General features: G+C 70.5%; 13 protein-coding genes. 6 read left to right on the plus strand and 7 right to left on the minus strand.

What is annotated here, in order from left to right; translation table 11 throughout:
• Positions 1 to 211: 211 nt before the first annotated feature.
• Positions 212 to 667, minus strand: coding sequence for an Ig-like domain-containing protein (locus tag NE235_RS16815; RefSeq protein ID WP_252803838.1), 456 nt, complete (start codon positions 665 to 667; stop codon positions 212 to 214).
• A 449-nt stretch (positions 668 to 1,116) separates the two neighbouring features.
• Between NE235_RS16815 and NE235_RS16820 the strand changes: the two genes are divergently transcribed.
• Both NE235_RS16820 and NE235_RS16825 read left to right on the plus strand, forming a co-directional pair.
• Positions 1,117 to 2,628 carry a DUF4082 domain-containing protein gene (locus tag NE235_RS16820; RefSeq protein ID WP_252803840.1) on the plus strand — a complete coding sequence of 504 codons (1,512 nt, stop codon included), beginning with the start codon at positions 1,117 to 1,119 and terminating at the stop codon, positions 2,626 to 2,628.
• A gap of 722 nt (positions 2,629 to 3,350) precedes the next feature.
• The gene (locus NE235_RS16825) at positions 3,351 to 3,947 is read left to right on the plus strand and encodes an FHA domain-containing protein (RefSeq protein ID WP_252803841.1); all 597 of its coding nucleotides are present in this window, start codon (positions 3,351 to 3,353) and stop codon (positions 3,945 to 3,947) included.
• A 106-nt stretch (positions 3,948 to 4,053) separates the two neighbouring features.
• On the opposite strand, the gene NE235_RS16830 is transcribed toward NE235_RS16825, so the two are convergent.
• On the minus strand, positions 4,054 to 4,458 hold the full coding sequence (locus NE235_RS16830; protein WP_252803842.1) for an SSI family serine proteinase inhibitor: 405 nt from the start codon (positions 4,456 to 4,458) through the stop codon (positions 4,054 to 4,056).
• Positions 4,459 to 4,771: 313 nt separating this feature from the next.
• Between NE235_RS16830 and NE235_RS16835 the strand changes: the two genes are divergently transcribed.
• The 3 genes from NE235_RS16835 to NE235_RS16845 all read left to right on the plus strand — a co-directional run bounded on the left by NE235_RS16835 (position 4,772) and on the right by NE235_RS16845 (position 9,403).
• Positions 4,772 to 5,587 (plus strand): hypothetical protein, encoded by an 816-nt coding sequence (locus NE235_RS16835; protein WP_252803843.1) that lies wholly within the window; start codon positions 4,772 to 4,774, stop codon positions 5,585 to 5,587.
• A 66-nt stretch (positions 5,588 to 5,653) separates the two neighbouring features.
• Positions 5,654 to 6,418, plus strand: coding sequence for a maleylpyruvate isomerase family mycothiol-dependent enzyme (locus tag NE235_RS16840; protein ID WP_252803845.1), 765 nt, complete (start codon positions 5,654 to 5,656; stop codon positions 6,416 to 6,418).
• Positions 6,419 to 6,637: 219 nt separating this feature from the next.
• Positions 6,638 to 9,403, plus strand: a complete 2,766-nt coding sequence (locus tag NE235_RS16845) for an alpha-amylase family glycosyl hydrolase (RefSeq protein ID WP_252803847.1) — start codon at positions 6,638 to 6,640, stop codon at positions 9,401 to 9,403.
• A 55-nt stretch (positions 9,404 to 9,458) separates the two neighbouring features.
• Here NE235_RS16845 and NE235_RS16850 read toward each other — a convergent pair whose 3' ends face one another.
• The 3 genes from NE235_RS16850 to NE235_RS16860 are packed head-to-tail and all read right to left on the minus strand — an operon-like array spanning position 9,459 to position 12,099.
• Positions 9,459 to 10,118 carry a response regulator gene (locus NE235_RS16850; RefSeq protein WP_252803850.1) on the minus strand — a complete coding sequence of 220 codons (660 nt, stop codon included), beginning with the start codon at positions 10,116 to 10,118 and terminating at the stop codon, positions 9,459 to 9,461.
• Entirely contained in the window at positions 10,115 to 11,269 is a 1,155-nt protein-coding gene (locus NE235_RS16855; RefSeq protein WP_252803853.1) for a sensor histidine kinase, read from the minus strand. The genes NE235_RS16850 and NE235_RS16855 overlap by 4 nt, the downstream gene beginning before the upstream one ends.
• Entirely contained in the window at positions 11,266 to 12,099 is an 834-nt protein-coding gene (locus NE235_RS16860) for a CPBP family intramembrane glutamic endopeptidase (RefSeq protein WP_252803855.1), read from the minus strand. Before NE235_RS16860 ends, NE235_RS16855 begins: the two co-directional genes overlap by 4 nt.
• A gap of 237 nt (positions 12,100 to 12,336) precedes the next feature.
• Here NE235_RS16860 and NE235_RS16865 point away from each other — a divergent pair, with 237 nt between their 5' ends.
• Complete coding sequence (locus NE235_RS16865; RefSeq protein WP_252803857.1) at positions 12,337 to 13,230, plus strand: alpha/beta fold hydrolase; 894 nt, start codon at positions 12,337 to 12,339, stop codon at positions 13,228 to 13,230.
• Positions 13,231 to 13,344: 114 nt separating this feature from the next.
• On the opposite strand, the gene NE235_RS16870 is transcribed toward NE235_RS16865, so the two are convergent.
• Positions 13,345 to 14,367 (minus strand): RCC1 domain-containing protein, encoded by a 1,023-nt coding sequence (locus NE235_RS16870; protein ID WP_252803860.1) that lies wholly within the window; start codon positions 14,365 to 14,367, stop codon positions 13,345 to 13,347.
• A 247-nt stretch (positions 14,368 to 14,614) separates the two neighbouring features.
• Positions 14,615 to 15,391, minus strand: coding sequence for a phosphatase PAP2 family protein (locus NE235_RS16875; RefSeq protein ID WP_252803862.1), 777 nt, complete (start codon positions 15,389 to 15,391; stop codon positions 14,615 to 14,617).
• Between the last annotated feature and the right edge of the window lie 3 nt (positions 15,392 to 15,394).

The following is a 15,394-nucleotide window of genomic DNA, read 5'->3' on the forward strand; positions in this document are numbered from 1 at the left end:
ACCGCGCCCTTGCCGCTTCGGCGGTCGTTCGAGGATGGCGCGGCAGGAGCCGAGCGCCTGCCGGCGGGCTTGGCGACGGACGCGCGCGAAGGACTGGAAACGCCCTGGAGCAGGCAGACCAGGACGACCAGGCTGTTCGCGCAGGCGATCCAGAGCCTCAGGCGCCGCCTGCGCCACGGTCTTCGTCCGCTCGGATGCGGGTCGCCGCCGATCACGTGGAGACGGGCCCGGTGACGACTTGGTCGATGGCGGGTGAGGTGCTGGGGGCCCAGTTGATGGGTTCTTCCTGGTTGAAGGTCGTTCCGCCGAGGTAGACGGCGGTGATGGAGTGCCGGGCGGCGGACAGGGCGGAGGTGGTGAAGGTGGCGGGTCGTGCGGTGCTGCGGAAGAAGGCGGTGCCGATCACGGTGTCACCGTCTTTGAACGCGACGTTCCCTTGCGGGGTGAGGGTTCCGCCGACGGACTGGACGGTCGCGGTGAAAGTGATCGGTTCGCCTGTTCTCGCGGGGTTGTTGCTGGAGGTGAGGGTCGTGGTGCTCGGGCGATCGCCGGGGACTCGGATGACGGTGGAGGGCCTGCTCGTGGCGTCGGTGATCGTGGCGGCGTAGGCGTCGCCCTGGGTTCCGCCGGCCGTCGCCGTGACGGGAAGGGCCGCCAGAGGCGCCACCAACGAGAGGCACGCCCTCGATGCGAACGAAGTACGAAGATCAGTGAATGCCACGGCATCTCCCTTCTTCAGCGGCGGGGACACGCGTGCGACGCCGGTCACGCCCGAGATGAGCACCGAACGGAATTCGGCCGATATGTGGCTTTCGTCGCCCACTTCCCACAATTCGCCACGTCGAGCGAAGTCGCCGCCGACGCACTTTGATCAAGATATCGAGTTAGGACCTCCAGGCAAGTAATGCGCATGGACATGGCGGGGTAAGGTTCGCGCTAAATCCCATCAACCGGAGTCATCGTTGATCGAATAAAACGCGCACTTGCTACCGTTCTAAGCGCACACATCGTCGCATGTCGTGACCGCTCACAGCTGAGTGCTGACATTCGCGCGATCCTTCCCGCCTGATCGTGGCTGTGCGAGCTTCGGCACGAGGCTTTGAGGAGTTGCGTCACATGTCGAATTCCTGGCTGTCCGCCGCACTGGCGGCCGTTCTCTCGTTGGGTGCCATCGTCATGACACAGGAAAGCGCTCAAGCGCAGCCGGTGAGCATCGGCGCCGCGGCGCCGTTCGCAGTCCTGGCCGGTTCGAACGTCACCAACACCAACCTCACGCAGGTCATCGGAGACGTCGGGACGAGCCCCGGCGCCGCCGTCATCGGATTCCCGCCCGGCACCATCACCGGCACCATCCACGCCGGCGACTCCACCGCGGCGAACGCCAAGGCCGACGTCGTGACCGCCTACAACAACCTGGTGGCGAGAACACCGGACGCCACCTTGCCCGCAGAACTGGGGAACACCACCAGAACCCCCGGCGTCTACAACTCCACCACGGGCAACTTCCAGATCAACGGAGTCCTCACCCTGGACGCCCAAGCCAACCCCGACGCCATTTTCGTCTTCAAGGCCGCCACCCTCAGCGCCGCCATGTCCAGCACCATCACCCTGACCGGAGGCGCCCAGGCCAACAACCTCTACTGGGTGATCAGCGACTCCGCCACGCTCGACACCTTCACCACTTTCCGCGGCGTCCTCATCGCCGCCAACGCCATCAACGTCAACGTCCGAGCCAACCCGATCGGCCACCTGTTCACCCTCAACAACGCCGTGACCATCACCGGTGCCACCAGCCAGCCCCCCACCCTCATCCAAGTCCCCGACGACCGCCCGACCACCACGACCCTCACCTCCAACAACAACCCCGCAAGAGCGGGCGAACCGATCACCTTCACCGCGACCGTCCAGCCCACCAGCGGAAGCCTCAACCCCCAAGGGAACGTCGCCTTCAAAGACGGTGACACCGTGATCGGCACCGCCTTCTTCCGCAGCACCGCACAACCCGCCACCTTCACCACCTCCACCCTGTCCGCCACCCAGCACTCCATCACCGCCGTCTACCTCGGCGGAACGACCTTCAACTCGGAACAACCCATCAACTGGGCCCCCAGCACCTCACCCACCATCAACCAGGTCGTGTCCACCGGCCTATGGTCGAGTGCCGACGTTCCGGACGTCCCGTCTCACAACGATCCGTTGGCGGTCACGCTGGGCGTGAAGTTCACGGCGTCGGCGAGTGGCACCGTGATGGGCATCCGGTTCTACAAGGGTTCGGGCAACACGGGAACGCACGTGGGAAGTCTGTGGAGTACGAACGGCACGCTCCTGGGAAACGCGACCTTCACCGGCGAGTCGGTGTCGGGCTGGCAGCAGGTCAACTTCTCCACCCCGGTGGCGGTGACGGCGAACACCACGTACATCGCGTCTTATTTCGCGCCGTCGGGTCACTATTCCGTGTCACGGCCGTACTTCACGAACCCTCATGCCAACGGTCCCTTGTCCGCTCCGGCGAGCGCCAATTCCGGCGGGAACGGCGTGTACGCCTACGGCGCCGCCAACGCGTTCCCCTCGAACACCTACCAGGCCACCAACTACTGGGTCGACGTGGTCTTCACGGCATCGAGTTAGTCACCGACGCGCACCAGACGGTGGAACGCGGCACGGTCGGCGAAGTCCGGGTGGACGTCACGGAGTGACGTCCACCCGATCGCCGTGCGAGTGAGGCATCGTGCTCGCCACCACTGGGCCGTCCCACCGCACCGTCCCGGCCGGCCGCTCCGCCTCGATGGGCTCGCACACGCGGCGGTCTCGTCACTGCAGGGCTACTTATCATCAAGCCGTGATCAGCGATGAGCGTCAGCTGGACGGAGCTCGCAAGCGCGCACGTTTCATCACAGGCGACAACGGCAATCCGACTCCGCCCGGCCCGCAGGACCGACAGCGGCCGAGGGAACCGAAGCCATGGTGGACGTACGCGAAGCTCAAGCGGCTGGCCGTACAACACCCCTATCAGTTCCGGACGCTCCTTCGCAGGTCACCGGAGCTGAGGGAACTCTGGCTTCGCCATGGCAGGAAGCTCCCGGGATCCTGACCCCACGCGTCCTTCCGCGAGACTCCGCCGGTGTCAGCCGAACTCACCACGGATCGCCGCACGATGTTGGGGCCGTCCCGCCGAGAGGTCGGCTACGTTCGGGTGGCGTCGAATGCCGCAGAACGGGCATCAACGACAGCGGTCGCCTCCTTGATCCACTCTGGTTCCGGCGAAGGCGCCACCACACCGTCATATCTCTTAGATCCGTGCCGTACGGTGCATGGGGAGACCGAACCATAGATAGGAGGCGGAACCGGCGATGCCGAACGCTGAGTGCGCGCGGTGCGGCCACACCAACCCGGACGGTGCCCGCTTCTGCTCGAGTTGTGGCACCCCGCTCACCGGGGAGGCCCCGCCGTTCGCGAGCGAACCGGGCGCCTCAACGTCCACCATGTCGCTGAGCGCGATCCAGGCGGCCGTCGAGGCGGAACAGGACGAGGGGCCGCCGATCGATCACGGAGGGGCTGAGGCGCTTCCGCCCGGCACGGCGCTCCTCCTCGTCAAGGGAGGACCCAACGCCGGCAGCAGGTTCCTCCTCGACCGCGACACCACGACCGCGGGCCGCCATCCGCAGAGCGACATCTTCCTCGACGACGTCACCGTGTCCCGCAAGCACGTCGAGTTCTTCCGGCGCGACGGCCGGTTCTCGATCCGTGACGCGGGCAGCCTCAACGGCACCTACGTCAACCGTGAGCGGGTCGACGAGACGGTGCTGTCCAGTGGCGACGAGGTCCAGATCGGCAAATTCCGCCTGGTCTACGTCAGCAACGCTCCCCTGACCGGGGTTCCGGCCGGCGCGGCCGCGTCGGAGCCTCCTGCCAAGCGGAGCCGGTGGAGTCTCTGGCGGCGCCGCTGACCTGTTCAGAGATCGTCGTCAGCGCGGACGCGGCGTTCCGGCCGGCCGGATCGAGGACGGGATCCGGATCCTCAGCGGGGACGCCGGCCGTACGGAGGTGAGAATCTCATGAGAAGTGGAAGACGTTGCCACCTGTTACGAGCATCGCGACACAGGGGTTGCTGAACCTGTTCGCGTAGGCGACAGGTAGTCCGCGCCAGTACCCGACCGCCGACGCGTCGGCCGGGTCGTAGTCGCCGCCGCAGCCGCCGCCCCGGAACGGCGGGATACGCGAGATGTCGCCGTTCGCCGCGATCAGGTCCGCGCAGGCCGCGGCGGCGGCGGGATGTGTCCCGCCGGTCGGCTCGCACGTGAGCGTCACGGTCCTGGTGCCGATCCGCTGGGACGAGAGGCTCAAGGTGAGCGAGTCCCACGCGACCGAAGCGGCCGGCGCGGGTGGCGCGACCGCCACCGAGGCCGTGACCGAGCCCGCCGCCAGCGCCATCGCCGTCATCAGCCGAACAGACCGCACCTTCATCACCCTCCACCGCGATCGCCCTGATCGAGCATCGGCGTGACCCGGAGCCCTCGGGCGAACACCGGCGACGCCGATCCCCTTGAGTGCTCATTCACGCTACTTTCCCTCGTCGGAACCCATCGCGGTTTTCATGGGCCGAAGGCGGCCAGGCGGGCTGACCTCGGAGAACGCCCCCATGGCCGTGAAAACACGGGTCCGGCGTGATGGTGTCGCAGGCTCCGTCCGGTCGAGCTGCGGCCGGAACGAGATCTCGCCGCTATCCGGACCGGCCACGCTGAAGAACGCGGGGTCGGCCACGGAGGGCGCCATGGGATGGAGACGATGGGCCGCGCCGGCAGCGGTCGTGTTCCTCTTCCTCGTCGCCGTCGGCTGCGGAGCCGGCGGGCCGCGTCCGGCACCCGGGGCCCATGTCACCGTCGTCCTGCGGGCGGACGGCGGCGGGCGGGTCGATCTGTGGGCGAGCGGCGGCATGCGCGCGGACCGCGACCTGCGGGACCTGGGCCGGCGGGTGGCCGCCGCGCTGTTCCGGGGAAAGGCCCTCGGGCCGACGACCGTACGGCCGGGCACCGCCGTCACGTTCGCCCGTACGGAGGTTCCGCGGGCGTACCGGCCGGGGCCGCGTCCAGGCTTCGACGTGGCCGGCGAGGGCGCCGGCGCCGTGCTGAAGGCCGCCGGGTACTCCGGTTACACACTGCGGATCCGGCCGCCTCTGGTCCGTACGTCGCTCGGCGCCCGGACCCATCCGCCCGGCTTCGAGTACACCTGGCGCGTCTCGCCGGGCGACCCGCCGCCGGCCGGCCGGATCGTCCTGCGCCCCCGGCTGCTGCACTGGGCCGTGGAGATGGCGTTGCTGGCCGTCGCCGCCGCCGGGGTGCTGACGGCGTTCGCCGCCCGTGACGCGCGGGTCGGGTACGGCGGATGCGCGGCCGGTGCGGTGGCCGCGGTGACGGTGCTGCTGAGCGACCATGGATCCGGTGACGCACTGGGCACTCTGGGGTACCTCGACGGAGCCCCGCTCACGCACGTGACGAGGCTGCCCCTCGTCGCGTTGCCCATGGTGGCGCTCGCGGTGATCCGGCTCCTGCGGCTCATCGCCGGGCACGCGCCGACGCGCCCCGAGTGAACCGCTCGACGCCTTCGTCTCGGGGCCACCGGCCGGTTGTCGTACGCGTCTGCTCGACTGTGCGGCATGGAGTACTCCCGATTCCTCGACTGCCTCGCGTCGGACTTCGACCGCCTGCGGGCCGTCGTGGCGGCCGACCCGAGCGCGGCGGTCCCGACCTGCCCCGGCTGGGCCAATGCCGACCTCGCCCGCCACGTCGGGCAGGTCTATCTGCACAAGACCCTCGGCATGCGCGATGGCGGTGAGCCCGACGAGTGGCCGCCGAAGTCGCTCGCGGACGAGGAGCCGCTCGCGCTGCTGGACCGGACGTACGCCGACCTGCGGGCGGAGTTCGCCGCGCGCCGCCCGGAGGAGCCGACCGGCACCTGGTACGGCCCGGACCAGACCGTCCGGTTCTGGATCCGGCGGATGGCGCAGGAGACGGTCATCCACCGCGTCGACGCCGAGCTCGCGGCCGGGCTGCCGGTCGCGCCCGTTCCGGCGGACCTCGCCGTCGACGGCGTCGACGAGCTCCTCACGGTCTTCGTGGCGTACTCCGTCGCCGGGTGGAGCGACGACTTCACCGGCATCCTGGCGGCCTCGCCCGGCTGGACGTACACCGTGCGGACCGACGGCGCGGCCTGGCGCGTGCGGACGGGGCCGGGGCTGTTCACCGTCGAGGACGGTACGGACGAGGAGGCGGGCGACGTGACGATCACCGGCCCGCCGGCGGCCCTGCTGCGCCGGCTCTGGAACCGCGAGTCCCCCGGCGAGGCGAGCGGCGTGACGGTCGAGGGCCCTCCGGAGGCGGTCGAGGAGTTGCGGCGCTGCATCGTCACGGCGACGCAGTGAGCGGGCCCGCGTAGCGCCGCCGGGCCCGCCCCGGACGGACCCGGATCCGTCCGGGCGGATCACGCCGGCGGAGCTCGAGCGCGAAGCACGACATCGGCAGAACCGGCCGACCCACGGGGTTCGGGGCGAGCCGTGATGCTCCGGGGACCTGAAGGACCTTTTCTCCATGCACGTCGGTGAACTACGGTCTTGGCACCCCCGAGCCAGGAGTCCGCAACGATGCGCAACTCGGTACGCACCGCCCTCGCCGCCGCGGCGGCCACGCTCGGCGTGGCAGCCTGGTCCACGGCCCGGCCGGCGAGCGCCGCACCCGACTCTTCCGGACCCCGGGGCGGTGCCCTGCACTCGCTCCGCGGGCCGGTGACGAACGAGAACTTCTACTTCGTGATGGCCGACCGCTTCAAGAACGGCGACACGGCCAACGACACCGGCGGCCTGGGGAACGACCCGCTGGTCTCCGGTTTCGACCCGACGAACAAGGGCTTCTACAACGGCGGTGACCTCAAGGGCGTCACCGCGAAGCTCGACTACATCCAGGGGCTCGGGACCAACGCGATCTGGCTCACCCCCAGCTTCAAGAACAAGGCGGTCCAGCTCGAGGACGGCCCCTCCGCCGGCTACCACGGGTACTGGATCACCGACTTCACCCAGATCGACCCGCACCTCGGCACGAACGCCGACCTGGCGGCGCTGGTCAAGGCCGCGCACCAGCGGGGCATGAAGGTCTACTTCGACATCATCACCAACCACACCGCCGACGTCATCGGCTACAAGGAGGGCGCGCGCACGGCGTACGTCTCCAAGGACGCCAAGCCGTACCGCACCGCCGGCGGCAAGCCGTTCGACGACCGCGACTACGCGGGGACCTCGACCTTTCCCAAGCTCGACCCGGCCACGTCCTTCCCGTACACCCCGGTGCTCGACGACGGCGAGAAGCACCTCAAGGTGCCGGACTGGCTCAACGACGTCACGCTGTACCACAACCGCGGCAACACGACCTTCACCGGCGAGGACTCCCAGTACGGCGACTTCTACGGGCTCGACGACCTGATGACCGAGAACCCGCGCGTCGTCCGCGGGTTCATGGACGTCTACGAGACGTGGATCAAGGATTTCGGCATCGACGGCTTCCGCATCGACACGATGAAGCACGTCAATGACGAGTTCTGGCAGACGTTCGGGCCGGGCATCGTGAAGTACGCGCGGGAGCACGGCAAGCCGGGCTTCTTCATGTTCGGCGAGGTGGCCCTCGACGGCAGCGACGACGCGGCGAAGAGCCTCACCTCGCACTACACGACGCACGACAAGATGCAGGCGGTGCTGGACTTCCCGTTCCAGGACGCCGCGCGCGGCTTCGCGTCGCGGGGCCAGGGCAACGCCGCGCTGGCGCGGTTCTTCGCGAACGACGACTGGTACACCGACGCGGACTCCAACGTGTACGAGCTGCCGACATTCCTCGGCAACCACGACATGGGACGCGTCGGCTACTTCCTGACGAGCGACAACCCGAACGCCGGCGACACCGAACTCGTGGCCAGGGACCGGCTCGCGCACGAGCTGATGTACTTCTCGCGCGGCAACCCGGTCGTCTACTACGGGGACGAGCAGGGCTTCACGGGCAAGGGCGGGGACCAGTTGGCCCGCCAGACGATGTTCGCGAGCAAGGTGCCGGAGTACCTCAAGGACGACCTGCTCGGGACCTCCTCGACGCACGCGGTCGACCACTTCGACCGGAGCCACCCGCTCTACCGGACGATCAGCGAACTCGCGGCGGTCACCAAGCGGCATCCCGCCCTGCGGAACGGCGCCGAGCAGGTGCGGTACGCCTCGGACGGGCCGGGCGTCTTCGCGTTCTCCCGCACCGACCGCACACAGCAGCGGGAGTACGTCGTCGCGCTGAACAACAGCACGTCGGCGCAGTCGGCCGCCGTCCCCACCTACGTCGCGAACGGCGGGTTCACGAAGGTGTACGGCACCGGCGCGGCGACGCTGCGCAGCAAGGCCGACCGGACCCTGCAGGTGACCGTGCCGCCCCTGTCCGCGGTCGTCTACCTCGCCGACGGCCGCGTCCCCACGTCCACGGCCGCGCCCGCCATCACCCTCGCCCCGCCCGCGCCGGCGGAGGCGTCCCACGGGCGCATGCACGTCGCCGCGAACGTCACCGGGTCCTCCTTCAACGAGGTCACCTTCCAGGTCAAGGCCGGCAGCGGCCCGTGGCGGTCGATCGGCACCGACGACTCCGCCCCGTACCAGGTGTTCCACGACACGAGCGGCTACCGGACCGGCACCCCGCTGCGGTACCGCGCGGTCGTGCTCGACAACGCCGGTCACACGCGGTGGAGCCGGGAGCGGCCGACGGCCGTGCCGGCGCCGGCGGTGACCGTGGCCGCCCCGAAGGACGGCGGAACCGTCACGAACATCGACCCGGTCACCGTCCAGGCGAACGTCGACCCCGAGCGGGCGGCGCAGTCGGTACGGTTCGAGCGCAGCGTCGGTGGCGGGCCCTGGGAGGACCTCAGCACGGACACCTCCTCCCCGGCGTACACCGTCACGGACGACGTGTCGAAGCTGCCGCTGGGCACGCGGGTCCGGTACCGCGCGACCCTCCTCGAGCGCGGCTCGCGGCCGGTGGCCGGCGCACCGATCACGGTGACGACCGCCGAGCCGAAACCGGCCCGCGACCACGTGACGCTCGTCGGGTCGCTGCAGTCGGAGGCCGGTTGCGGCGGTGACTGGGACCCGGCCTGCGCGGCCAGCCGGCTGGCGTTCGACACCACCGACGGCCGGTGGCACGGCACCTTCACGCTGCCGGCCGGCGACTACGAGTGGAAGATTGCGATCAACGACTCGTGGACCGAGAACTACGGCGCCGGTGGGGCCGCGGGCGGTGAGAACCTCAAGCTCGGCGTCCCGGCGGACGGCACGAAGTACCGGTTCACCTGGAACCAGGTCACCCACGTCCCGTCGGTCGAGAAGATCTCCTGAACCGGGTGCCGGCCCCCACCAGAGGTGAGGGCCGGCACCTGCCGCGCCGGCGGTGTCAGGTCACCAGGCCCCGACGGTACGCGTAGACGACCGCCTGCACGCGGTCCCGCAGGTCGAGCTTGGTGAGGATGCGCGACACGTACGTCTTGACGGTCTCCTGGCTGATCACCAGGGTCGCGGCGATCTCGCTGTTGGACAGTCCGTTCGCGATGAGGCGCAGAACCTCCAGCTCCCGTGGGGTCAGCGGGACGTCGCCCGTCTTGTCCTCGGCGGGACGGATCCGCGCGGCGTACCTGCCGACGAGCCGCCGCGTCACCTCGGGCGCCAGCAGCGCGGCACCGGTCGCGACGGTGCGGATGCCGCTCAGCAGTTGCGCCGGCGGCGCGTCCTTGAGCAGGAACCCGCTCGCCCCGGCGCGCAGCGCCTCGTACACGTACTCGTCCAGGTTGAACGTCGTCACCACGAGCACCTTGATCGGGTCTTCCACGCCGGGACCCGCGAGCAGGCGGGTCGCCTCGATGCCGTCGAGCACCGGCATCCGGACGTCCATCACCACCATGTCCGGGCGCAGCCGGTGGGCGAGGTCCACCGCGGCGCGCCCGTCCCCGCACTCACCCACCACCTCGAGGTCGGGCTGCGAATCGATGATCGTCGAGAATCCCGTCCGGATCAGCGCCTGGTCGTCGCAGACCAGGACCCGGACCGGGGCGCTCACGACCCGCTCCCCGCGGGGATGCGGGCCCGCACGACGAAGCCCCCGCCCTCCCGCGGGCCCGCGCTGAACTCGCCGCCCAGGGCGTCGACCCGTTCGCGGAGCCCGGCGATACCCCGGCCGCTCCCGCCGGGAGAGCCGATCCGCGAGCCGGAACCGTCGGTGCCGACCTCCACTGTGATCTCCCTTTTGCCATAGCGCGCACAGACCATGGTGCGGCTGCCGTGCGCGTATTTGAGGGCGTTCGTCAGGGCCTCCTGCACGACCCGGTAGGCCACGAACTCGGCGCTGCCCGTCTCCTCCGGCAGGTCGCCCTGCTGGGTGAACTCCACCGGCTGCCCGGCCTGGCGCGTCTGCTCCACGAGGACCTCGAGGTCCCTGGCCGACGGCATCTGGACGTCGGTGTCGTGGTCGGGGTTGAGCAGGTCGAGCAGGTGCCGCAGGTCGGTGATGGCCCGCCGACCGGTGTCGGTGACGGCGCTCAGGGTCGCGTCGAGACGATCGGGGACGGCGGTCAGGTAGCGCGCCGCCTCGGCCTGTACGACCATCGCCGTCACGTGGTGCGTCACCACGTCGTGGAGTTCGCGGGCGATGCGGGTCCGCTCGGCCGCGCGGGTGGCCTCGGCGACGCGGCTGCGGCGTTCCGCCTCGGCGGCCCGGGTGGAGCGCAGCCAGGCCCCGACTCCCCACGCGACGGCCAGTACCAGGTAGAACGTCACGTACTCGCCGGGTCCCTTGCGCCCGCCGAGCTGGTCGAGCGCCACCGAGAACGGCACGTACGCCACGGTGAGCAGGACCACGGTGACGCGCCGGTTGCGTTCCAGGTGGACGCCCGCGCTGATCAGCGCGAAGCCCAGGGCGGTGCCCGCGGCCGTGTGGTAGGCGAGGATCTGGTCGAGGACGAAGCCGAGCGAAACGAGGGTGAGACAGACGGCCGGCCACCGTCGGCGTACGGCGAGCGGGAGGCACTCGAGGGCCATCACGACGAAGGTCAGCGCGTCGGAGGGACGGGTCGGCAGGCCACCGATCTCGGTCCGCTGGTCCCGGAACGCCGGCGTCAACGCCACGATGATCAGCAGCAGTGCGAACGGGAGATCCCGGATCGTGACGTCAAACCGCCGCCACAGATCCGGGACCCGCCGGAAATCGATCACTGGGCGAGCGTAGCGGTCGCGGCGGCCCGGGCGGAGCGCCGGAGGGGGACCAGGTTGCCGCGCCGGTGGGCGAGCCACATGAACGCGACCGTCAGCAGCGCGCCGAACAGGATCGAGTACACGCTCGCCTCCGGGCCGAACTTCCCGCCGGTGAGGATGGACGGGCCCGACGTGACGCCGTGCAGCAGCCCCTCCGTGTTGCCGTTGCCGGAGACCTCGGTGCCGAAGATGCCGGCCTCGGCGAAGTTCCAGCCGAAGTGCACACCGATCGTCACCCACAGGTTGCGGGTGGCGGCGTAGGCGGCGGCGAGCATGCCGCCGGCCTCGATGGCGATGGCGATGGCACCCCACAGGCTCGCGTCCTTGTTGAACAGGTGCGACAGGCCGAACAGCAGGCCGGTCAGCGTCAGCGCCGACCAGGTGCCGATCCATCCCTCGACGATACGGAACAGGACGCCGCGGAACAGCAGCTCCTCCGTCACGGCGGCGGCGGCCATGAAACCGAACAACCCCAGCGCGCCCAGCACCGAGCCCCCGTGGTCGACCCGGTAGTCGCCCAGGAAGACGAGGTTGACGATGACCGCCGCGAACATCGCCACACCGATCAGCAGCCCCCGGCCGACGGCGGCGACGGCGCCCTGCCCGGCCAGTTCGGCCGGCGCGCGGCGCTCGGACCACCGCACCGCCCACCGATACACCAGCACCGTGACCACGGCCGTCGCAAGACCGATGATGAGGGTGAGAACCTCATTCCCATCGACCGCGGCCGCGGCCTGACCGCCGACCATCGCGACCAGCGCGACGGGCACGAGCTGCTTCAACAGTCGCATGTGGACTCCTTTACGAAATCCCGCGACCGGAGCGCCGCGGCATGGTGAAGACGCTAAGGATTCGGCCGCCTGGAATCGTCACCACGCCGTGGACATTCGTTTGTCGCTCGCACGGGGGACAAAAGAGCCTCGGCAATGTCCGCTGTGCGGTGACGACCCGGGGGCCGTCGGATCAATAGCGTTCTTCCCATGCCGCGGCGCTCCGCCCGCCGCCGGAATCGCTCATTGGAGGACATAATGCTTCGCAATATCAAGGCATCCGCCGTCATCGCCCTGTCCTGCGCCGTTGCCGGCGCGGCACTCACCGGCTGCAAGGCCGACGCGGACGCGGCCTCCAATCCGCTCTCCCACCACAAGGACGACCACAGCCTGTTCTCCGGCACCGGGAAGATCACGGTCGACGGCAAGTCGGTGAACGTGTCCTGCTCGGGCGACCTGGCGAAACGCGGACCGGTCATCGTCCTGCTGCCCGGGCTCGGCGACGGCCTGGACAAGATGGCCGCCCTGCAGAAGACCTTGAGCGCCCACAACCGGGTCTGCTCCTACGACCGGCTCGGTGAGGGCGCCAGCGACAAGCCGGACGGCCCCCAGAGCTTCGCGAGCACCGGAAAGATCCTGACCGGGGTGCTGGAGCGCGTCGCCGGTCACCGCCCGGTCGTCCTGGCCGGGCACTCCCTCGGCGGGTTGATCGCCGGCCGGTACGCCCCCGACCACCGCGACAAGGTCAAGGGCCTGGTCCTGATGGACGCCACCTCACCCACCATGGAAGCCGACCTCACCAACACGATCCCCGCCAACGCCACCGGCCCCGCCGGCGAGATGCGCGCGCAGAGCATCGCGACCTTCCACGGGGACAACCCGGAGAAGCTCGCGACCCCCGACGGGAAGGTCCGCTCCGCCGGGCGCATCCCCGTCCAGGTGATCAAGCACGGCAAGCCCTACCTCGCCGCCGTCCCCGAGTACGGCCCGCGCCTGGAGCAGGCCTGGACCGAGGGCGCGCACAAGTGGCTCGCGCTCTCCCGGCACAGCAAGTACAGCGTCGCGACCAACAGCGAGCACTACATCTACGTCGACCAGCCCGAGATCGCCGTCCGCGCCATCCAGCGCGTCGCCTCCGAAGCCGGGCACTGAGCGACCCCGACGCGTCGCGGCCCCTCGCCCCTCACCGGGGCGATGGGGCCGCCGGCTTTCACCCACCGGCTGTTGCCCGCTTGCTCCCACCCGCCGGCTTTCACCTACCGGCTTTCACCCGCCGCTGCCGGCTCCACCACCGGCTCCGCCCGCTCCGCCGGCCGCGCCCATGCCCGAGCCGACATCGACCGGCTCAGCCGGTCCGCCGATGTTGCCCCACTCGACGACGACGCCGTCGCTCCGCAGGGCGACCACGAAGTCGTTGCCCGAGGAGACCTCGATGATGCCGCGCAGCCAGGGCGGCGGGCTCGCCTGGCCGAAGTCGTCCCGCCCCCAGCCGATCACGGTGCCGTCCCACCGGAGTGCGGTGATGAACCCGCCACCGCCGGAGACCTGGCGTATCCCGTAGACCCGGTCGGCCGTGCTGACGACACGGAACCGATCGCCTCCCCAGGCGGCGAGCGTGCCGTCCCACCGGAGGGCCACGCCGAAGATGTCACCCGTCGACACGTCCTGTACCCCGGTCAGCCAGCGCGGCGGGCTCGCCTTGCGGAACTCGTCGTTGCCGAAGCCGAGCACGGTGCCGTCGGAGCGCAAGGCCAGGCCGAAGTTGTCCGCGGCCGCGACGAGAATGATCCCCCGGAGGCGGTTCGCCGAGCTGACCTCGCGGAACTCATCGTTCCCCCAGGCCACGACGGTGCCGTCCCACCGGACCGCCGCGGCCCACACGCCGCCGGCCGAGATCGCCCGGACACCGGTCAGCCAGCGCGGCGGGGTCGCCTTGCCGAACTCGTTGTTCCCCCAGCCCACCACCGTGCCGTCCGAGCGCAGCGCGATGCCGAAGTCGCTGCCGGCCGAGATCGCGATGATGCCCGTGAGCCGGCGGGGGAGGCTGGACTGGCCGAACTGGTCGGAGCCCCAGCCGACGACCGTGCCGTCGGTTCGCAGCGCGAGCGCGAAGTCGCCGCCCGCGGAGACCGCCGTGATACCGGAGATCCGGACCGGCGGAATCGGCATCGGCCGTCCTCGGGGCGGCGCGGCGGCGAATGCCGCCCCGGGCGTGACCCACGCGAGGACGGCCACGGTGGTCACCGGTGCGACCGCGCGCCACCGGCGGGTTCGCGTTCTCGCCCCCATGGCCGGCCGGCCTCCTTCGAACCCGAGTCGTACGGACGGCCTGCGCGACCGCTCCATCGGCCTTCCATGCTCGCGCGTCGCCACCGGGTGAGGCCGCGGATCTCGGTCACGGCACCGTCAGCAGCCGGGAAAACAAGCGGCGGGACTCTCAGCCAGATCGCGGGCCCACGTCAGGCGGCGGGCCTACGTCAGGCGGCGGGACTCTCAGCCAAGACCGCGGACCCCGGTCAGGCGGCAGGAACCCGAGTCAGGCGGCGTGGTCGTCACCGGCGATCCGCGGTTCGGCCTCGGGCTCGGTGCCTTCGCGGAGTGGGTCGGCCGGACGCCGGCCCTCGCCGCGCCGCCACGTCTCGAACGCCGCGGTGGTGGCCAGGACGATGGCGATGCCCAGGATCCACCCGCCGAGGACGTCGCTGAGGTAGTGCACGCCCAGCAGCACGCGGAACAGCCCGGACGCGGCGCTGAGCACGGCCACGGCGGCCCAGGCCACCGCGCGCCCGGCACGGCGCAGGAGCGGGAGGAACACCAGCACGATCGTCACGGTGCCCACGACCGTCATCAGCGCGTGACCCGAGGGGAACGACCCTCCGCCCGCGTGCGCGATCGGGCTGGGCAGCACGGGACGGGTCCGGCCGACCGCCGCCTTGAGCGCCCCGCTCGCCGCCCCGGCGACCAGCACGTTCGTGGTCACCCACAGGGCGAGTCTCCGCGCGCCCCGGTGGAGGAGCCAGGCCGCCAGCGCGAGGAGGATGACCCGGAACACCCACGGGTGGAAGACGTACGCGGTGGCCCGCAGCGGGCCGACGAGCGCCCGGTGCCGGACGACGAAGCCGTGGGTGTGGATCGTCGCCGTGTCGTCGAGGTTCCGCAGGGGCGCCCAGTGGGCGTTGACGAGTGCCAGCAGGACGACGAACGGCACGGCGAGGAGGAAGACCGCGGCCCCGGCCAGTGTCAGTCTCAGGCCGAGACGCCCGTCCGGGCTGAACCGCCGGTGAATCCACCTCCGCGTCTTTTGTGGCCACATGCC

The organism is Actinoallomurus spadix (genome assembly GCF_024055725.1).
In the GTDB taxonomy this organism is placed as follows: Bacteria; Actinomycetota; Actinomycetes; order Streptosporangiales; family Streptosporangiaceae; genus Actinoallomurus; species Actinoallomurus spadix.